Annotated in this window: 18 protein-coding genes; 13 read left to right on the forward strand and 5 right to left on the reverse strand. The window is 57.3% G+C overall.

Annotation, left to right across the window (positions count from 1 at the left end; translation table 11 throughout):
- Nucleotides 1-53: 53 nt before the first annotated feature.
- The 3 genes from BN1189_RS09925 (at nt 54) to BN1189_RS09935 (ending at nt 3,276) form a co-directional block, all read left to right on the forward strand.
- Entirely contained in the window at nt 54-329 is a 276-nt protein-coding gene (locus tag BN1189_RS09925) for a helix-turn-helix domain-containing protein (RefSeq protein WP_040224721.1), read from the forward strand.
- Nucleotides 323-1,201, forward strand: coding sequence for an IS3 family transposase (locus BN1189_RS09930; RefSeq protein WP_052455554.1), 879 nt, complete (start codon nt 323-325; stop codon nt 1,199-1,201). The genes BN1189_RS09925 and BN1189_RS09930 overlap by 7 nt, the downstream gene beginning before the upstream one ends.
- A gap of 626 nt (nt 1,202-1,827) precedes the next feature.
- Nucleotides 1,828-3,276: an alpha-amylase family glycosyl hydrolase gene (locus BN1189_RS09935; protein ID WP_040227783.1), complete on the forward strand. Its 1,449-nt coding sequence runs from the start codon at nt 1,828-1,830 to the stop codon at nt 3,274-3,276.
- A gap of 117 nt (nt 3,277-3,393) precedes the next feature.
- Here the strand turns inward: BN1189_RS09935 and BN1189_RS09940 are convergent, their stop codons facing one another.
- From BN1189_RS09940 to BN1189_RS09955, 4 genes are all read right to left on the reverse strand, one after another.
- Complete coding sequence (locus tag BN1189_RS09940; RefSeq protein WP_040227785.1) at nt 3,394-4,743, reverse strand: FAD-dependent oxidoreductase; 1,350 nt, start codon at nt 4,741-4,743, stop codon at nt 3,394-3,396.
- Nucleotides 4,744-4,749: 6 nt separating this feature from the next.
- Nucleotides 4,750-5,766 carry an NAD(P)/FAD-dependent oxidoreductase gene (locus tag BN1189_RS09945; RefSeq protein ID WP_052455801.1) on the reverse strand — a complete coding sequence of 339 codons (1,017 nt, stop codon included), beginning with the start codon at nt 5,764-5,766 and terminating at the stop codon, nt 4,750-4,752.
- 6 nt (nt 5,767-5,772) lie between these two features.
- A complete protein-coding gene (locus BN1189_RS09950; RefSeq protein ID WP_040227786.1) occupies nt 5,773-6,648 on the reverse strand; it encodes a DegV family protein in 876 nt (291 codons plus the stop codon).
- Nucleotides 6,649-6,660: 12 nt separating this feature from the next.
- Nucleotides 6,661-7,485 (reverse strand): Cof-type HAD-IIB family hydrolase, encoded by an 825-nt coding sequence (locus BN1189_RS09955; protein ID WP_040227787.1) that lies wholly within the window; start codon nt 7,483-7,485, stop codon nt 6,661-6,663.
- Nucleotides 7,486-7,621: 136 nt separating this feature from the next.
- On the opposite strand from BN1189_RS09955, the gene BN1189_RS09960 reads away from it, so the two are divergent.
- From BN1189_RS09960 to BN1189_RS09970, 3 genes are all read left to right on the forward strand, one after another.
- Nucleotides 7,622-8,398, forward strand: a complete 777-nt coding sequence (locus tag BN1189_RS09960; RefSeq protein ID WP_040227788.1) for an alpha/beta fold hydrolase — start codon at nt 7,622-7,624, stop codon at nt 8,396-8,398.
- A 37-nt stretch (nt 8,399-8,435) separates the two neighbouring features.
- A complete protein-coding gene (locus BN1189_RS09965) occupies nt 8,436-8,744 on the forward strand; it encodes a metal-sulfur cluster assembly factor (RefSeq protein ID WP_040227789.1) in 309 nt (102 codons plus the stop codon).
- 342 nt (nt 8,745-9,086) lie between these two features.
- Complete coding sequence (locus BN1189_RS09970) at nt 9,087-11,216, forward strand: ATP-dependent Clp protease ATP-binding subunit (RefSeq protein WP_082194230.1); 2,130 nt, start codon at nt 9,087-9,089, stop codon at nt 11,214-11,216.
- A 59-nt stretch (nt 11,217-11,275) separates the two neighbouring features.
- On the opposite strand, the gene BN1189_RS09975 is transcribed toward BN1189_RS09970, so the two are convergent.
- On the reverse strand, nt 11,276-11,464 hold the full coding sequence (locus tag BN1189_RS09975) for a YjzD family protein (protein WP_040227790.1): 189 nt from the start codon (nt 11,462-11,464) through the stop codon (nt 11,276-11,278).
- A 186-nt stretch (nt 11,465-11,650) separates the two neighbouring features.
- Between BN1189_RS09975 and BN1189_RS09980 the strand changes: the two genes are divergently transcribed.
- The 7 genes from BN1189_RS09980 (at nt 11,651) to opp4C (ending at nt 20,095) form a co-directional block, all read left to right on the forward strand.
- Nucleotides 11,651-12,583, forward strand: a complete 933-nt coding sequence (locus BN1189_RS09980) for a beta-ketoacyl-ACP synthase III (protein WP_040227791.1) — start codon at nt 11,651-11,653, stop codon at nt 12,581-12,583.
- A 79-nt stretch (nt 12,584-12,662) separates the two neighbouring features.
- Nucleotides 12,663-13,907: a beta-ketoacyl-ACP synthase II gene (gene fabF, locus BN1189_RS09985; protein ID WP_040227792.1), complete on the forward strand. Its 1,245-nt coding sequence runs from the start codon at nt 12,663-12,665 to the stop codon at nt 13,905-13,907.
- 291 nt (nt 13,908-14,198) lie between these two features.
- Nucleotides 14,199-15,230 (forward strand): ABC transporter ATP-binding protein, encoded by a 1,032-nt coding sequence (locus tag BN1189_RS09990; protein WP_040227794.1) that lies wholly within the window; start codon nt 14,199-14,201, stop codon nt 15,228-15,230.
- Nucleotides 15,227-16,234 (forward strand): ABC transporter ATP-binding protein, encoded by a 1,008-nt coding sequence (locus tag BN1189_RS09995; RefSeq protein ID WP_052455802.1) that lies wholly within the window; start codon nt 15,227-15,229, stop codon nt 16,232-16,234. The genes BN1189_RS09990 and BN1189_RS09995 overlap by 4 nt, the downstream gene beginning before the upstream one ends.
- A 33-nt stretch (nt 16,235-16,267) precedes the next feature.
- Complete coding sequence (opp4A, locus tag BN1189_RS10000) at nt 16,268-18,016, forward strand: oligopeptide ABC transporter substrate-binding protein (RefSeq protein ID WP_040227795.1); 1,749 nt, start codon at nt 16,268-16,270, stop codon at nt 18,014-18,016.
- 179 nt (nt 18,017-18,195) lie between these two features.
- Complete coding sequence (gene opp4B, locus BN1189_RS10005; RefSeq protein WP_040227796.1) at nt 18,196-19,161, forward strand: oligopeptide ABC transporter permease; 966 nt, start codon at nt 18,196-18,198, stop codon at nt 19,159-19,161.
- A gap of 16 nt (nt 19,162-19,177) precedes the next feature.
- On the forward strand, nt 19,178-20,095 hold the full coding sequence (gene opp4C / locus BN1189_RS10010; RefSeq protein WP_040227797.1) for an oligopeptide ABC transporter permease: 918 nt from the start codon (nt 19,178-19,180) through the stop codon (nt 20,093-20,095).
- The last annotated feature ends 69 nt before the right edge of the window (nt 20,096-20,164 follow it).

Genomic DNA, 20,164 nt, shown 5'->3' on the forward strand with positions numbered 1-20,164 from the left:
AGTTTACACCTTGATTCTGTCACACTAGGAGTAACGAAAAGGGGTGCCGAAAAATGAACCAGAAGCGGGATTACGATATAAAAGTGAAAGCAGTGGAGGAATTTTTTGAAGGCTCTTCCACTGAGGAGTTGGCTCTTTCGTACAATGTCTCGGATCGGACGATCCGACGCTGGGTCGAAAAAGTGGAGATGGATGGCTTCGAGGCTTTGCATGACGCCAGGGGCAAGAATGGCCGGAAACCGTCGGATGAGAAGGATGCTCTGATTGAACTGCAGAAGGCGGAGATCCTCCTCTTAAAAAAGCTCTTGGATCTGAAAAGGGGGTGTTAAGCAAACAAGATAGTTTCCTGTTCATCGACCTGAATAAGGACACCTTTTCGGTCTCCCTCCTCGCGGAGGCGTCGGATGTCTCCCGGCAGGGTTATGCCAAGTGGAAGAAGCGGCAGGATCACTCTGCCCAGGATCTCAAGGATGAGCAGATGTTTCACTATATCTCCAAGGTGTTCGCCAAGTCCCGGGGAACCTATGGGCGACGCCGGATCAAGCTGGCGCTCCAGAGAGAGTTCGGGCTCACCGTCAATATCAAGCGAATCTCCAGAATCATGCGCCGATATGGGCTCAAATGTCGGATTCGCCGCAAAGGGTACCGTCACGGCGGTACAGAGGGGAAGGTGGCGCAGAACCTCTTGAAGCGTAACTTTAAAGCCACGAAGCCGATGAAGAAATTCTCGGTGGATATCACATACGTGCGCGCTTTCGTTCCTACGGAACACTGGACCTATCTGTGCGCCATTAAGGACCTGTACGACGACTCGATCGTAGCATTCGCCTACGGGCCGAACCAGGACACCGGCCTGGTCCTGGAAGCGCTCGAGATGCTGGAGAAGGTGAAAGGGAACCGGAAGAAGGCCATTATCCACAGCGACCAGGGCAGCCAGTTTATGAGCCTGAGATACCAGAAACGCCTTCAGTCGATGAACCTGACACCGTCCATGTCACGGCGCGGCAACTGTTGGGATAATGCATGCATCGAGAGCTTTTTCAGTCACTTCAAAACTGAGATTGCCTGCTTTGGCGACCCTCGGTCTCTTGAGGAGCTTCGGATTGCCATCGAGGAATATATCTACTTTTATAACCACGAACGCCTCCAGCTCAAGCACGGCGTGCCTCCTGCCGAGGTCGGAAGTGTGTTGGCTGCCTGAATCTTTATCGGACAGAATCAACTGTAAACTTGACAGGGACCAGACCACGCTTCTGAGTCGTCCGCATTCGGCCCCGAGTCGTCCAGGTTTATTTTTACATCGGTGAGTCGTCCGCATTCGCCTCTGAGTCGTCCGCACCCGGCCCCGAGTCGTCCAGGTTTATTTTTCCATCGGTGAGTCGTCCACGTTCGCCCTTGAGTCGGACGCATTTCGTCTCGAGTCGTCCGCATCCGGCCCCGAGTCGTCCAGGTTTATTTTTCCATCGGTGAGTCGTCCGCGTTCGCACCCGAGTCGTCCGCATCCGGTGCCGAGTCGTCCGGGTTTATTTTTCCATCAGTGAGTCGTCCGCATTCGCCTCTGAGTCGTCCGCATTTCGCCTTGAGTCGTCCGCATCCGGCCCCGAGTCGTCCAGGTTTATTTTTCCATCGGTGAGTCGTCCGCATTCGCCCTTGAGTCGTCCGCTTTCGGCTCCGAGTCATCCACATTCGCCCCCGAGTCGTCCAGGAGTGTTCTTCACATTTCGGACGAAATTCGCCGAAAAACCGTCGGAGCGCGGGAATTCCTGTCGCCGGCCGGTCCGGGGAGTGTTAAAATAACGGGTGATGGCAACAGAGGAGGCACTTGGTTTGATCAAAAAAACATTCGCGGCATTATCCGCAGCAATTTTAATCGGGACCGCCGCCTGGGTGCCGGGGGCATCGGCAGCCGATGGTCAGGTCCTCGACAGCAGCATCTATGATGTGCTCGTCGACCGCTTCTTCAACGGGGACCCGAACAACGACCAGGATGCCGATCCGGCTGACCCGAAGGCATTCTCCGGCGGGGACTTCCAGGGACTCATGAAAAAACGGGATTATATCCAGTCGATGGGGTTCAAGGCGGTATCGATCGGCTCCGTGTTCTCCACCGAAACTTATGACGGATGGGGCGTGCTTGACTACGGGACGATCGAGGACCGGTTCGGCACCGAAGAGGAGCTGCTCGAGCTGATCGGCGATTATCACAAGCATGAGATGGCAGTCTATGCGGACTTTCCGGTCGGGGAAGTGAGCGTAAGCCACGTCTGGACGACCGACCATGACGACTGGGCAATCCGGTCGGAGGACAACACGGTCAGCTGGGATCTCGCCAATCCGGAAGTCCGGGATGCGCTGATTGATGCGGCCGTGGGCTTCGTGAAAAAGACAGGCGTCGACGGCATCCGGCTCATCCGGTTCGGTGAAGCCGATGATGCGTTCCTGAATGACCTGATCGGCGCCCTGAAAAAGGAAAAGTCGGATCTCGTCGTCCTGTCGGATGCTCCGTCGGATGCCGACTTCGACCTGATCTTCAACACCGAAGAAAACCAAATCCTGCGGCAGGCGTTCTCCGAAATGGATCCGGACTCGTCTGGCATGGAAGACGTGCAGATGACCGAACCGCCGAGCCTGCTGTTCTTCGATGAACTGTCCGGGGACCGGTTCACTGCTGAAATGGTCGAAAAGCGGATGTTCCCGCCGACCCGCTGGAAAGTGGCGGCCACCGCACTGTTCACGCTTCCGGGGGTGCCGCTCATGACATACGGCTCCGAAGTCGCCGTCGCGGGCACGGGCCTGCATGGCAATCACCCGAACCATGACTTCAAGGCCGATGAGGAACTCCATGACCACATCGCCAACGTCAACGAGCTCCGCAACCAGTCGGAAACACTCCGCACGGGCAAATTCGAGCTGCTTCACAATGAAGACGGCATGATCGTCTACCGGCGATACACCGATGACGAAACATGGATCATCGTGCTGAACAACACGAGTGAGACGCAGCGCGTCGATATTCCCGAAAAGAAGGTCGGCGGCAGCGGCAAGACGCTCCGGGCGCTGTTCGGCAACGATCTCGTGCGGCAGTCCGACAGCGGCGACTACCGGATCGTGCTCGACCGCGAGACGCCCGACATGTTCATCGTCGAAGAGGACCGGGGGCTGAACATCCCGTATATCATCGCTTCCATCCTCGTGTATTCAATCTTCATCCTGTTCATCTGGCAAGTCTGGCGGAAAGGGCGCCAGCGCCGGGCGGACGAAGCGAAAAAGAAATAACTTGTCGAAGGCTTCCGTGCTCATGCAGCCGGAAGCCTTTTTGCGTCTCGGGGGAAGCGGACGTTCTGACGCACGCAAAAAAGCATCCGGCCGCTTGGCTGGCCGGATGCTTCCTTCTTATTCCTGTTGTTTTCCCGGGCGCTCCATCGACTTGTACCCTGCCATGTTCACGGGATCTTTCGGCGAACTGTACGCAGGGGAGTAGGCGATTTCAAGGGCGGCGAGATCGTCCATCGTCAGGCGTCCGCGGATGGCGGTGGCGATGATGTCGATCCGCTTGTCCGCGCCTTTTTCGCCGACGGCCTGCGCGCCGAGGATGGCCCGGGTGTCCGGGTCATAATGGATTTTCAGGCGCAGCTTCCCGTTGTCCGGATAATACCCGGCGTTCGACCGGCTTTCGTGGACGATCGTCTCATACGGCATCTTTTCCTCGTTCAGCATCTTTTCCGCCATCCCGGTCATCCCGGCGGTGAGGGAAAACAGCTTCGTGATCGAGGTGCCGAGGAGTCCGTCCATCTCGGTCTTGCCGCCGGCGATGTGGCTTGCGGCGATGAACGCCTCGCGGTGGGCGGCCCAGGCGAGGGGCACCCGCTTCGGCTTGCCGGTGAACCAGTCCCGTCCTTCCGCTGCGTCCCCGATCGCATAGATGTCCGGGTCGCTCGTCCTCATGAAACGGTCGGTCCCGATCCCGCCCGTCGGCCCGATCCCGAGGCCCGCCTGTTCGGCGAGGTCCGTGTTCGGCTCCAGTCCGACCGCCGCCGCGATGAAATCTGCGCGGATCTCCGTGCCGTCGTCCAGCACGATCCGGTCGCCGTCAAGTGTGTCCACTTCCCGGCCGAGATGGAGGACGACCCCGTTTTTCTCCATTTCCTCTTCGAGCAGGACGCTCATGTCCGGGTCGGCGATCGGCATGACATGTCCGTTGTGCTCGACGAGTTCTGTGCGGATGCCGAGATGCCTGAAATTCTCCGCAAGCTCGACGCCGATGAAGCCGCCGCCGATGACGAGCCCCCGCTGCGGGCGTTCCTTTTTCAAGTATTCCTCGAAATTCACCATATCGTCAAAGTGGCGGAGCGTGAAGATCGGGATGGACGGGGAGCCCGGGATTTCCGGTTTTCTGGCCGTGCCGCCCGGCGACAGGACCAGTTTGTCGTAGTAAAGGGATTCGGTGCGCCCCGTGCCGAGTTCCCGGACGAGGACCTGTTTGTCCACGCGGTCGATCCGGATCGATTCGAATCCGAGCCGGACATCGATCGATTTCTGTTCGGCAAACAGTTCCGGCGTAACCGAGACGAGGGAATCCATGCTGTCGACGAGGCCGCCGAGCACATATGGCATCCCGCAAGTGGCGAACCCCATCCGGCTGTCCCTGCCGATGACGGTGATGTTGGCATCAGGCAGGAATCTTCTCAGCTGGGAAGAAACGGTCGCACCGCCCGCGACCGCTCCGATAACGACGATGTCCATTCAGATTCACCCTTTCTCCGCTTGTCCGGAATCTTGATCCAAGTCCTGGAAAAACAGCGCGATCGTGCCGGGGCCCGCATGAGAGCCGATCACCGAACCGATCATGTAAATTTCAACCGATTCAGGATGGTGCGCTTCTTCGATCAGTGATTTCAGCAGAAGGGCGGCTTCCTCATCATCCCCGTGGCTGATGGCGATTTTCTGCCNCGGGTCGCTCGTCCTCATGAAACGGTCGGTCCCGATCCCGCCCGTCGGCCCGATCCCGAGGCCCGCCTGTTCGGCGAGGTCCGTGTTCGGCTCCAGTCCGACCGCCGCCGCGATGAAATCTGCGCGGATCTCCGTGCCGTCGTCCAGCACGATCCGGTCGCCGTCAAGTGTGTCCACTTCCCGGCCGAGATGGAGGACGACCCCGTTTTTCTCCATTTCCTCTTCGAGCAGGACGCTCATGTCCGGGTCGGCGATCGGCATGACATGTCCGTTGTGCTCGACGAGTTCTGTGCGGATGCCGAGATGCCTGAAATTCTCCGCAAGCTCGACGCCGATGAAGCCGCCGCCGATGACGAGCCCCCGCTGCGGGCGTTCCTTTTTCAAGTATTCCTCGAAATTCACCATATCGTCAAAGTGGCGGAGCGTGAAGATCGGGATGGACGGGGAGCCCGGGATTTCCGGTTTTCTGGCCGTGCCGCCCGGCGACAGGACCAGTTTGTCGTAGTAAAGGGATTCGGTGCGCCCCGTGCCGAGTTCCCGGACGAGGACCTGTTTGTCCACGCGGTCGATCCGGATCGATTCGAATCCGAGCCGGACATCGATCGATTTCTGTTCGGCAAACAGTTCCGGCGTAACCGAGACGAGGGAATCCATGCTGTCGACGAGGCCGCCGAGCACATATGGCATCCCGCAAGTGGCGAACCCCATCCGGCTGTCCCTGCCGATGACGGTGATGTTGGCATCAGGCAGGAATCTTCTCAGCTGGGAAGAAACGGTCGCACCGCCCGCGACCGCTCCGATAACGACGATGTCCATTCAGATTCACCCTTTCTCCGCTTGTCCGGAATCTTGATCCAAGTCCTGGAAAAACAGCGCGATCGTGCCGGGGCCCGCATGAGAGCCGATCACCGAACCGATCATGTAAATTTCAACCGATTCAGGATGGTGCGCTTCTTCGATCAGTGATTTCAGCAGAAGGGCGGCTTCCTCATCATCCCCGTGGCTGATGGCGATTTTCTGCCGCGACAGGCCGCTGCCCCGTTCGTTCATCAAGTCGATCATCCGCTGGAACACTTTTTTCCGGCCCCTATGCTTTTCAAGCGGAACGAGCTTTCCGTCTTCCACGTGGAGAAGGGGCTTGATGTTCAGAAGGCCTCCGATAAAGGCGCTTGCCTTCGACAGCCTGCCGCCCTTGGCCAGGTAGTCGAGGTCTTCGACGGTGAACAGATGCACCATGCGGCCGGCCATTTTCCGGATGTGTTCAGCGATTTCGTCACGGCCGAGCCCTTCGTCGCGCAGCCGGACCGCCTCCATCACGAGCAGGCCGTATCCGAGCGAAGCGCACTTCGTGTCGATGACGACGAGGTCGAGTTCCGGATGTTCCTCCTGCATCTGTCTGCACATGGCGGCACCGGTCGAATAAGTGCCCGACAGCTCGGAGGAGAAGGCGATATAGAGTCCTTGTTCGCCGGTTTTTGCGAGTTTTTCCCATTCCTTCTCGAAGAGTTCCGGAGAGACCTGGGATGTTTTCGGCCGCTCGCCTTTGCGGATCCGCCGGAACACTTCTTTGGAATTGATTTCCACGATATCATCATATGACCCGTCCCCGATTTCCACTCGGAGCGGGAGGAGCGTCACGTCATGCTTCCCGAAAAAGTCGAGAGGCAGGTCGGTCGCACTATCCGCAAACAGTTTCATTTCATTTCCTCCTCAGATCCGGGTCCCCGTCTTGAGTTTCAGGCGCTCTTCCAGGATGTCGGCGATCCCGTCCTCGTTGTTTGTGCCGGTCACTTCGTCGGCAAGTGTCTTGAGTCCGTCGATCGCATTGCCCATCGCCACGCCGGTGCCGGCATATTCAATCATTTCAAAGTCATTGTCCTCATCGCCGAACGCGATGATCCGCTCCTGCGGGATGCCGACCCACTCGGCGACCGCCGAAATGCCCACCGCTTTGTTGAGGCCGTGGCGGATGATCTCGATGACATGCCACGGTGCACCCCAGCGGCGATGATCCACGACTTCCGCGTGGACTTCGCCGAGATGGTCCCGGATCCGGTCCGCATCGGCGGCGTCCGGGTGGATGAGCAGGCTCGTCGGATTGTCCTTCAGATAAGATCGGAGGTCTCCGATGGTCACTTGCGGATTGCCCATCGTGAAGATGTTCATGAGCTTTTCGTCGTGCTGATTGATATAGACGTCGTCTTGCACTTCCGCAACGATGTTGTGGAACCGGTATCCCTCGAGCGACTCGATCACATCGCTCACGACGGGCAGGCTGATCGGTTCGTGGATCGTCTTCCACGAGCGGTCCGCCGGGTGATGCACGAACGCACCGTTGAAATTGACGATCGGCAGGTCCAGGCCGAGCTGCCGGTAATACGGCTCGCTTGCGCGGTAAGGGCGGCCGGTCGCGATCATGACGAGGTGGCCGTCCTCCTTGGCGGTTTTCAGTGCCTGTTCGGTTTTGGGCGAAATGACCTTCTCATCCGTCAGCAACGTCCCGTCCAGGTCAAGTACGATCAAATGCTGTTTCATCTGTGCATTCCCCCTTCATTATATTGAGTGTAGCCTTCCCCTTTCTCCCAAGTCAAAAAAATGTCACATCCGGCGGCCCGGTTTGTTTTTTACTGCGGGTCTGTTAGGATAAAAGAAAAAACAGGAAGTGCTGCAGATGCTCATCAAAGAAGAACAATGGGCGGGAATCCCGCTTTTGCATGTATACCCGGAAAACGGAGAGGATTCCGCTCCGGTCGCCATTTTCCTGCACGGATTTACGAGTGGGAAAGAGCATAATCTTCATTATGCCTTCAATCTGGCAAAGCGCGGCGTCCGCGTACTGCTCCCGGATGCGCATCTTCACGGTGTGCGGGAGGAAGGGCTCGATGAGGTCCAGCTGAGCCTGCGGTTCTGGGAAACGGTTCTCACGACGATCGAAGAAGTCGGAATGCTGAAAGAGGAGCTGGCGGTTCGGTTCCCGGATGCCCGGAAATTCGGCCTTGCCGGCACATCGATGGGCGGGATCGAAACGCTCGGCTGCCTGAAGGCGTACGACTGGATCGACGCGGCAGGCGTGATGATGGGGACGCCGGGATACGTCAAGCTCGCCAAGGCCCAGATGTCGCAGTATGAGAGCCGCGGCTTTGAAATCCCGCTGACGAAAGAAGAACGGGATGCGCTCTTTGAAACGCTCGGCCGGTTCGACCTGACGAAAGACCGGAAAGCGCTCGCGCAGCGGCCGGTCTATTTCTGGCACGGGATGAACGACGAAACCGTGCCGTTCAAGCCGACCGCGAATTTCATCGAGGCCTGCCGGGCAGATTATGAAGAAGTGCCGGAGCGGCTGAAATTCACGGCGGACCGCCAAGCGGGGCACGCCGTGTCGCGCACCGGCATGCTGGAATGCACCGACTGGCTTGCAACTCATTTGAACGGGGACATGCCGGTCTGATATGATGGAGTCAATACGGAACGGAAGGGGAATCACGATGGATCAGGAGATGAAAGACAGCCTCATGGGCGCACTCGAGAACGTCATCGATCCCGAGCTCGGCATCGATATCGTCAACCTCGGCCTCGTCTACGAAGTCGAGATGGATGATGCCGGGAAAGTGGACGTCACGATGACCCTCACGTCGCTCGGATGCCCGCTTGGACCGATGATCGTCGACAACATCAAGCGCGAACTCGCCGAACTGCCGGAAGTGAAAGAAACCGAAGTGCACATCATCTGGAGCCCGCCTTGGTCGAAAGACATGATGTCCCGCTACGCGAAGATCGCACTCGGCGTGCGCTGATATTTTTAAATAAACCCGCGGATCCGCTCAGTTTGTGGATCCGCGGGTTTTTTGTCGCTGGGAGTGTGGGGTGGGTGTGTGCGGGTGTGAGAGGGGAGTTCGGGTGAGTCGTCCGCATTCGGCCTCGAGTCGTCCGCATCTGGCGTCGAGTCGTCCAGGTTTTTATTTCCAGCCTTCCAGCCCCCCACCTCCCGCCCCCTCTCCAGGAATGAACCCGCCCTCAAACCTCCTTTACCCAAGCGTTTTGCTTTACCGTCCTTAGGGAAAACAGTATACTGGTAATAGTCAAAGAAAGTCAAAGTCAATCAAGGTCAAACAACAGGGGTGAACCACTTTATGCAAATGAATATGCAGCAGGAAGATCAGCGGAGCCCGCTTGAGCAGTTCGGCCGGAATTTGATCGAGCAGGTGAAGGAAGGGAAGATGGATCCGGTTATCGGGCGTGATCAGGAGATCCGCGATGTGATTCGGATTCTTTCGAGGAAGACGAAAAACAACCCGGTCCTGATTGGGGAGCCGGGTGTCGGGAAGACGGCGATCGTTGAGGGGCTGGCGCAGCGGATCGTGAAGAAGGATGTGCCGGAAGGCCTGAAGAACCGGGAGTTGTATGAGCTGGACATGAGTGCGCTCGTGGCCGGCGCGAAATACAGGGGGGAATTCGAGGAGCGTCTGAAGGGCGTGCTGAAGCAGGTGAAGGACAGCGACGGGCAGATCATCCTGTTCATCGATGAACTTCATACGATTGTCGGTGCGGGCCGGACGGAAGGTTCGATGGATGCGGGCAATATGCTGAAGCCGATGCTCGCTCGCGGAGAGCTTCACTGCATCGGGGCGACGACGCTGGATGAGTACCGGATGTACATTGAGAAGGATCCGGCACTTGAGCGCCGGTTCCAGCAGGTGTACGTCCAGGAGCCGACGGTTGAAGATACGATTTCCATCCTTCGCGGGCTGAAGGAGCGGTTCGAACTCCACCACGGGGTCCGCATCCATGACCGGGCGCTCGTTGCGGCGGCGGCCCTTTCCGACCGGTATCTCACCGAGCGGTTCCTGCCGGACAAGGCGATCGACTTGGTGGACGAGGCAAGCGCCCTCATCCGGACCGAGATCGATTCGATGCCGCAGGAGCTCGATGAAGTGACGCGGCGCATCATGCAGCTGGAGATCGAAGAGCAGGCGCTCATGATGGAGAAAGACGAGCGGAGCCAGGCGCGGCTTGAAAGCCTGCGGGCCGAATTGGAGGAGCTCCGCAGTTCGACGGCGGACATGCGCGAACGGTGGGAGAAAGAGAAGGAGTCGATCCGGGAGATCCAGGCGAAGCGAGAGGAGCTCGATCGTTACCGCCGGGAACTGGAAGACGCGGAAAATCGCTATGATCTGAATAAGGCGGCGGAACTCCGGCACGGCCGCATTCCTCAGGCCGAAAAAGAGCTGGAGGCGCTTGAAGCCCCGCTCACGGACGAGGAGAACCGGCTTCTCCGGGAAGAAGTGACGGAAGAAGAGATTTCGGAAATCGTCGGCAGATGGACCGGCATCCCGGTTGCGAAACTCGTGGAAGGGGAGCGCGAGAAGCTGCTCCGCCTGCGCGAGACGCTCGAGAAGCGGGTGATCGGACAGGACGATGCGGTCCGTCTCGTGACGGAGGCGGTCTGGCGGGCGAGGTCCGGCATCAAGGATCCGAACCGTCCGATCGGGTCGTTCCTGTTCCTCGGACCGACCGGTGTCGGGAAGACCGAGCTGGCGAAGACGATCGCGGCGACGCTCTTTGATTCCGAAACGCACTTCATCCGGATCGATATGTCCGAGTACATGGAAAAGCACTCCGTGTCCCGGCTCGTCGGAGCGCCTCCGGGATACATCGGGTATGAGGAAGGCGGCCAGCTGACGGAAGCCGTCCGGCGAAATCCGTACTCGGTCGTCCTCCTCGACGAAATCGAGAAAGCGCACCCGGATGTGTCGAACATCCTCCTGCAGGCGCTTGACGATGGTCGGATCACCGACAGCCAGGGCCGGAACGTCGACTTCACGAACACGATCATCATCATGACTTCAAACATCGGCTCCTCGCTGCTTCTCCAGATGGGCGGGGAGGAAGAGCATGCGACGGAAGATCTGGTCATGGCTGAGCTGAAGCGGCACTTCAAGCCGGAACTGCTCAACCGGATGGATGATATCGTCATCTTCCATTCATTGAAAGACGAAGATTTCCGCCGGATCGCCCGGAAGATGCTCGATGATCTTGCCGTCAGGGTCGCCGAGCAGGGCATCACGCTGACGTACGGCGACGGGCTCATCGACTGGATCGTCCGGGAAGGGACGGATCCCGATTTCGGAGCCCGCCCGCTCAAGCGGTTCATCCAGCGCCACGTCGAGACCGCGGTCGCCCACGGACTCATCCAGGGCGGCTATGCGGAAGGCGATACGATCGAGGCCGTTCTCGAAGACGGCCGGATTGAAATCCGCAAGCTTTGATGAACAACAAAAAACCGTTCTCTGCAGACGAGCAGGGAACGGTTTTTCTGCGTTTCTGTTCAAACATCGTAGTCCGGTGTGGACTCGTCCGGCAGGATTGCCGAGATGATGAAGACCAGGACGGAAATGACAAGAGAGACGATGACGCCGAGGCCGAAATCAAACGGCACGGCGTTGATCGAGCTGACGACATAGTTCAGCATCGTGATCAGTAAGAACGACCAGACGAAAGTCAAAATATATTGCATGATTTCACCTCTGCACGGAATTTTCCTGTTTCATCATATCATACCCCGCGAGCATGGGGAAAGCATGATTCTCCAGTTCGGCCTGCACGCTCACTTTAATTTGCCACCAAGTTGTCAAACAGACGCTCCATGTGATAAATTATCACCAGGTACTAATAGATGATTATAAAGAAAAGGGGTTACGGAATGGGCGTAGGAATGATCGGAATCGGGAAATGTGTTCCGGAACATGTGCTGACGAATGCGGATCTGGAGCAGCGGCTCGACACGTCCGACGAATGGATCCGGACAAGGACCGGGATTCAGGAGCGCCGGATTGCCGGGGATGACATGGATACGTCCGATATGGCATACCGGGCCGCAAAGGAAGCAATCAGGGATTCGGGAGTCTCGCCGGAAGAGATCGGCCTCATCATCGTCGCAACGGTGACGCCTGACCGGCCGTTCCCGAGCGTAGCCACCCAGCTGCAGGAGCGGCTCGGTGCGACAAATGCGGCCGCGATGGATATTTCCGCCGCCTGCGCCGGTTTCATGTACGGCACGGCGACGGCGATGCAGTTCATCGAATCGGGCACGTACGAACATATCCTCGTCGTCGGCGTTGAGAAGCTGTCCAAGATCACCGACTGGGAAGATCGCAACACAGCCGTCTTGTTCGGCGACGGGGCGGGCGCCGCGGTGATCGGGAAAGTGCCGGAAGGAAAAGGCATCCTGGCATTCGAACTCGGAGCGGACGGCAGCGGCGGGAAACATCTGTACCAGGATGAATACCTCATCATGAACGGCCGCGAAGTGTTCAAGTTCGCCGTCCGGCAAATGGGCGAATCGGCGCTTGCCGTCCTGGAAAAAGCCGGTCTCACGAAGGAAGACGCAGATTACCTCATCCCGCACCAGGCGAACATCCGGATCATGGAATCCGCACGGGAACGGCTCGGCCTCCCTCCGGAGAAGATGTCGAGGCGGATCCACAAATATGGCAACACCTCGTCAGCCTCGATTCCGATCGCCCTCTGCGACGAAGTCGAGGCAGGGAACGTGAAAGACGGCGATGTCATCGTGCTCGTCGGCTTCGGCGGCGGCCTCACATGGGGCGCCCTCGCCATCCGCTGGGGGAAGTGACCTCCGGCGCGTGACTTTTTAATCTCGGCAGTTGATCATAAAAGATACGAATCGTTCGATAGAAGGAAGGGGAAAGAAGATGGAGAAAAGACGGGTTGTAATCACGGGGGTCGGGGCGATCAGTCCGGTCGGCAATGACGCGGCCACCGCCTGGAAGTCGGTCAAGGAAGGCAAGTCGGGGGTCGGGCCTCTGACGCGTCTCGACGCGGACCTGTTCCCGGCGAAAGTCGCGGCTGAAGTGAAGGACTTTGACATCGAGGCGTACATTCCGAAAAAAGAGGCGCGCAAAATGGACCGGTTCACCCATTACGCGCTGGCGGCGGCTTTCGAGGCGCTGGAAGATGCAGGGCTGCCCCGCAGGCTGGATGACGAGACCGCACTCCGTACGGGAGTCTGGATCGGTTCGGGCATCGGCGGCATGGAAACCCACGAGCAACAGTTCAAGACATTCCAGGAGCGCGGATACCGGCGGGTGAGCCCGTTCTTCGTGCCGATGATGATCCCGGACATGGCGGCAGGCCAGGTCTCGATCTACACGAACGCAAAAGGCATCAACTCCTGCACGGTGACGGCATGCGCATCCGGTGCAAACTCGATCGGCGATGCCTACGAGGCGATTGCCCGCGGAGACGCCGACATGATGGTGACCGGCGGAGCGGAAGCCCCGATCACGACGATGGCGGTCGCCGGATTCTGCGCGAACACGGCCCTCACGACAAACGCGGACCCGGAGACGGCGTCACGCCCGTTCGATGCGGACCGGGACGGCTTCGTGATCGGCGAAGGTGCCGGAATCCTCATCCTGGAGGAATATGACCGGGCCAAAGAGCGCGGTGCAAAAATCTATGCCGAAATCATCGGATACGGTTCGACGGGGGATGCCCACCACATCACGGCGCCGGCTCCCGAAGGGGAAGGCGCGGCGCGTGCGATGGAGCAGGCGATCGCGAAAGCCGGCATCCGTCCCGAAGACGTGGACTACATCAACGCACACGGCACAAGCACGCCGTATAACGACGAATTCGAGACCGATGCAGTGAAGACGGTCTTCGGCGAGCATGCCTATAAACTGGCCATGAGTTCGACGAAGTCGATGACCGGCCACCTTCTCGGCGCCGCCGGCGGGATCGAGGCGGTGTTCACGGCATTCGCCCTCCGCGAAGGCATCATGCCGCCGACGACGAACTACAAGACGCCGGACCCTGCATGCGATCTCGACTACGTGACCGAAGGGGCCCGCGAAAGCGACATCCGGTATGCGATGAGCAATTCCCTCGGATTCGGCGGTCATAATGTTTCCTTGCTTTTCAAGAAAGCGGAATAAAAGAAATGGAGCGAAAGTCCCGGACTCTCATGAGAGCCCGGGGCTTTTTTCGTTTAACACGGATCTGTTTGAGAGGGGGTAAAAGGACTTGAGTCATATTATTCTTGTAGAATATTAATTCAAAAAACTCTTCCGGAAACGCTGACATGACTGGGTTTTGCAAATGAATAAAACCTTTTTCCGATTCCGTTAAGATAGGAAATTCAAAAAACACCTTGCACATGTAATCTTTTTGTAATAAAATTTAGCAAGAACGAAATAACAGAAAAATAGAAATCTTGAGGTGTACAAATGACAGCAAAACAGATGGCAAATACGCAAACACCTCTCCTCGAGGTTCACAATCTACAGACCGGTTTTAAGATCGGCAAAGAATACTTTAACGCGGTCGAAGGCGTTTCTTTCGATGTCCACCGGAAACAGATCGTCGGCATCGTCGGCGAATCCGGCTGCGGAAAGAGTGTCATGTCGCTGTCGATCATGCATCTGCTTCCGCAGGGGATCGGAAAAGTGCGCGGCGGCGAAATCCTCTTCGAAGGACAGGACATCGTCGGCTATGACGAGAAAAAGATGAACGGCATCCGGGGCAAAGACATCTCGATGATCTTCCAGGAGCCGATGACCTCCCTCAACCCGGTGTTCACGATCGGCTACCAGATCACGGAAGTCCTGCTCAATCACCAGGACATCACGAAAAATGAAGCAAGGACGAAAGCGGTTACATTGCTGAAGAATGTCGGCATCCCGCGTGCCGAGCAGATCGTGGATGAATATCCGCACCAACTTTCCGGCGGGATGCGCCAGCGGGTCATGATCGCCATGGCGATCGCCTGCCAGCCGAAGCTGCTCATCGCCGACGAACCGACGACCGCGCTCGACGTGACGGTCCAGGCGCAGATCCTGGATCTCCTGAAGAACATCCAGGAAGTGAATGACATGGCGATCATGCTCATCACCCACGACCTCGGAGTCGTCGCCGAAATCTGCGATGTCGTCCTCGTCATGTACGCCGGCAAGATCGTCGAGCGTGCGACCGTGGAAGAACTGTTTGAAAATCCGAAACACCCATACACCCAGCTGCTGATGGAAGCCATTCCGAAGATGGAAGAAGACCGGGAACGCCTGGCCACGATTGAAGGCCTCGTCCCCGCGATCAAGGACATGCCGGCAGTCGGCTGCCGGTTCGCCAACCGATGCCCGAAAGCGATGCCGGAATGCATGCAGATCACGCCGAGACTTGGAGAAACGGCACAGGATCATGAGGTGGCATGCCTCCTCTATGAAGAAAGCTGGCCGAAAGAAGAAAGAGTGGGTGCACGATGACAACAAAAGAACTGACAGAGCAGGGCGGCGGCAAGAAGGAGAAGGAAAACCTTCTTGAAGTGAAGAACCTGAAAACGTATTACCCGATCCACGGCGGATTTTTCAAGCACGTCGTCGGACATGTAAAGGCAGTGGATGATGTTTCATTCACGATCAAGAGAGGCGAAACGATGGGCCTCGTCGGAGAGTCGGGCTGCGGCAAGTCGACGACCGGGCGCACGCTCCTGAGGCTCCTCAAGCCGACCGGCGGCCAGATCCTCTTCGACGGAGAAGACATCACCAAAATCGGGGGATCGAAACTGCGCAAAACCCGGCAGGATCTCCAGATGGTGTTCCAGGATCCCTATGCCTCGCTGAACCCGATGCAGATGGTCGGGGACATCATCTCCGAGCCGATCCTCAATTTCGAGCGCCGCAACAAAAAGGAACTCGAGAAATACGTCAAATCGCTTCTTACCCGTGTCGGCCTTCCCGAATCGGCTTACTATAAATACGGACACGAATTCTCGGGCGGCCAGCGCCAGCGGATCGGGATCGCCCGGGCGCTCGCACTGAACCCGAAGCTCATCATCGCGGACGAGCCTGTTTCCGCGCTGGACGTCTCGGTCCAGTCGCAAGTTTTGAACCTGCTGAAAGACCTTCAGCAGGAGTTCGACCTCACGTATCTGTTCATCGCCCACGACCTGAGCGTCGTGAAGCACATGAGCGATACGATCGGCGTCATGTATTTGGGCAATCTCGTCGAGGTTGCTTCAAATAAAGATCTGTACAGCGAGCCGCTGCACCCTTACACGCAGGCGCTCATCTCCGCCATTCCGGAGCCTGATCCGAAATTGCGGAAAGAGCGGATTGTGCTGCAGGGGGATGTACCGAGCCCTGCGAACCCGCCGACCGGCTGCCCGTTCCATACGCGCTGCCCGATGGCACAGGAAATCTGTTCGCAGGAAAAACCTCCTTTGAAGGAGGTGAGACCGGGTCATCACGTAGCATGCGTCCTGTACTGATCAAAAAATAATCTCTAAATGGGGGGTAACAAGATGAAACGCAAGTCCATGTTCTGGCTGTTCGCGATGATCCTTGTCCTGTCCGCTTTCCTCGCAGCTTGCGGCGGCGGCGACGACAAAGCATCCGACGACAAGTCGGGCGACAGCAAAGATGACGGCAAGGCGACCGAAGAGAAGTCGGAAGACTCCGGTCCTCAGCAGGGCGGCACGCTCACGTACGCGCTCGACGCTGTTCCGGAAGGCCTCTACAGCTATGCTTTCTATGGCATCGCGACAGACGCTGAAATCATCAGCTTCTTTGATGAGAGTCTGATCAAGTACGACGAAAACCTCGAGCCGATTCCAAACATCGCCGAGTGGGAAACTGAAGACAACCAGCACTTTACATTCAAGTTCAAGGAAGGCGTCAAGTGGCACAACGGGGAAGAACTCACGGTCAATGACTGGGTATTCGCCCTCGAAACACTCGCTGACCCTGACTACGATGGTTCCCGTTACACGAACGTCCAGGACATCGAAGGTGCTCCTGAGTACCGCGAAGGCAAGGCAGACAGCATCTCCGGCCTTAAAGTCGTGGATGACTACACAATCGAAGTGACATTCGACGAGCCGCGCCTGAACAACCTGACAAACATCTGGTCTTACCCGATGCCTGAAAAAGCATACGAAGGCATCGAAGTGAAGGACATGTCGTCTTCCGACATCGTCCGCAAGAACCCGATCGGCGTTGGCCCGTTCAAAGTTGAGAAAATCGTCCCTGGCGAATCCGTGGAACTCGTTAAAAACGACGACTACTGGAACGGTGACGTCAACCTCGACAAGGTCATCATCCGCATCATCGACAACTCGTCCACGGTCGGCGCTCTCCAGAACGGCGAAGTCGACATGATCGCCATCCAGCCGGTTTCCGGTCCTGAAGTCGAGAAGCTCGACAACGTAGAAATCGTCACGGCTCCTGGCCTGTCGTACTACTATGTCGGTTTCAAGCTCGGCAAGTTCGACAATGCCGCGCGCAAGATCTCTGAAGAAAACCCTAAGTACCAAGACCTGAACCTGCGTAAGGCGATGGCACACGCCATCAACCGCCAGGAATGGATCGACGCATTCTTCTTCGGCTACGGCGAGCCGGTCAACAAGCCGGTTCCGTCCGCACACTGGATCGCAGCCGATGACAGCGAAGTCGAAGTCTACGAATACGACCCTGAAAAAGCGAAACAGCTTCTTGACGAAGCAGGCTTCAAAGATGTTGACGGAGACGGATACCGCGAAGATCCGGACGGCGAGAAATTCACTGTGAAGTTCTCCCACTATGCAACAGGCAACCCGACATTCGAATCCCGTGCAAAAGCGATCACTCAGTATTGGGAAGAAGTCGGCCTCAAGTCCGAACTTGAAATGGTCGAAGTCAACCTCTACTACGACATGATCGAAAAAGACGATGCTTCCATTGAAACATTCTTCGGCGGCTGGAGCACAGGCACTGACCCTGACCCATCCGGTCTCTGGAAAGCAGACGAAATCTGGAACTACCCGCGCTACAACAATCCTGAAGCGGATGCCCTCCTCGACAAGGCTCTGAGCGTTGAAGAAGTCGGCGACGACAAGGACAAGCGCAAGCAGATCTATGCTGAATGGCAGAAGAAGGTTACTGAAGACGTGCCGATGATCTTCATCGCGGAACTTGATGAACTCATGGCAGTATCCGACAAGGTCGGCGGCTTCGAGATGGACGTATCGGGCACGAACAACCCGTCCGAATGGTACCTGAACGAAAGCAAATGATCTGACGGATCACCCTGATGGACCTGTCAGCGGCGGGCGGGATGCCCGTCTGCCGCTGATTTATTTTTATGGCTCTTTTTAAAATGCTCTTAAACACGGTAAGGAGTATTTGGTGAAAATATCTCTTACCGTGTTTGAGAGAGGCAACGAAGAGAGACAGATGATAAGGAGAGTACCGTATGGTTAAATATGTATTGCGCCGACTGCTCGGAATGATCCCGATGCTGTTCCTCGTGTCCGTCGTCGTCTTCTTCCTGGCGAAGGCAATGCCCGGGGACTCGCTCAGCGGCGAAATCGACCCGCTCAATACCAACCCTGAATATATTGAGGAAATGCGCGAAAAGCTCGGCTACAACGATTCGATTCCGAAACAGTACTGGACTTGGGTGAGCGGTTTCGTCCAAGGGGACTTCGGAAAGTCGACCCGCTATAAAATGCCGGTGGCCGACCTGATCATGGAAAAAGTACCGAACACCATATTCCTGGCGCTGACTGCACTCATCATCACTTATGTGCTGGCGTTTGCGATGGGGATGTACTCGGGACGGAAGCCGTATACGCTGGGGGATAACCTGATCGCCGGGTTCAACTATACCGGACTCGCTATTCCTTCATTTGTCGCCGGTGTGTTTGCCATCTACTTTTTCGCTTTCAAGCTTCACTGGTTCCCGTTTGCCGGCTCGGTCGACATCGAGGTGCAGAACGGGACGATGGAATACTGGATGAGCCGCATCCATCACGTCATGCTGCCGGCATTCATCCTCGGCCTGTTCAGCACCGCGTCCTATACGCAGTTCCTCCGGAATGACCTGATCGAGAACTCGCGGAAGGACTTTGTCCGAACGGCGCGTGCGAAAGGGACACCGATCAAGAAGATCTACAATGTCCACATCCTTCGCAATTCGATCATTCCGCTCGTCACGTTCCTCGGCTTTGACATCGCCAGCCTGATGAGCGGCGCAGTTATCACCGAGAAGATCTTCTCGTATCCGGGCATCGGTCTCCTGTTCCTCGATTCCGTGACCAACCGGGATTATCCGACGATGATGGCGATCACGATGATGCTCTCGGCTCTCGTACTGGTCGGGAACCTCGTCGCAGACATTCTGTACGGAGTCGTGGATCCGCGGATCCGCTTAGGCTAAGGAGGAAATCAGCATCATGACAACCAACGCAGCAACCGGGGCGGTCAAGCCGCCGGAAAAAAGTCTATCTCCGTGGGCGCTCGCCAGACGGAAATTCCTGAAAAATAAATTGGCGATGATCAGCACGGGCTTCCTGTTCGTCGTCATCATCCTGTCGCTTCTCGCACCGGTATTGGCACCGCATATTTCGCCGATTCCCGATGTCGCGAAGGTCAATATCAGCAAAATGAACATCGCCCCAAACAGCGACCACTGGCTCGGTACGGACAAGAGCGGCCGTGACGTTCTGACGCGTCTGCTCTACGGCGGCCGGATCTCGCTTCTCGTCGGGGCCAGCGCCACGGCCATCGTTATCTTTGTCGGAACGGTTGTCGGCTCGGTTGCCGGTTTCTTCGGCGGCGCGGTCGACAGCATGCTCATGCGCTTCACCGACTTCGTCCTGAACTTCCCGTTCCTCGTATTCGTCATCGTCCTCAACACGATCCTCTTCGGAATCGTGGACGGGCTGTGGGTACTTATTGGAGTCATCGGGCTGCTCAGCTGGGGCGGCGTCGCCCGGATCGTCCGGTCGAAAGTACTGGCGGAAAAAGAGAATGAATACATTCTCGCCGCCATCTCGATCGGCTGCTCGCCGGCGAAAGTCATCATCAAGCACCTGCTCCCGAACGTCCTGTCGACGATCATCGTCCAGGCGACACTGCTGTTCGCGAGCCTCATCATCGCCGAGTCCGGACTTTCATACCTCGGGTTCGGGGTTCCTCAGGAAACTCCGAGCTGGGGCAACATGCTCGCCTACGCGAACGAACCGGACGTCCTCCAGGGCAAGCCGTGGATGTGGATGCCGCCGGCCCTCGCCATCACGCTGACGATCCTGTCCATCAACTTCATCGGAGAAGGCCTCAAAGATGCGCTTAACCCGAAATCGCTTAGGTAATAAAGAAAAGCGGAGGGCGGCGTTTAGGGGCGACAGGCATAAGACGGTCTGCGGCGCGAGGCCTGCCTC

The sequence above is a fragment of the Bhargavaea cecembensis genome (genome assembly GCF_000826125.2).
Classification (GTDB): domain Bacteria; phylum Bacillota; class Bacilli; order Bacillales_A; family Planococcaceae; genus Bhargavaea; species Bhargavaea cecembensis_B.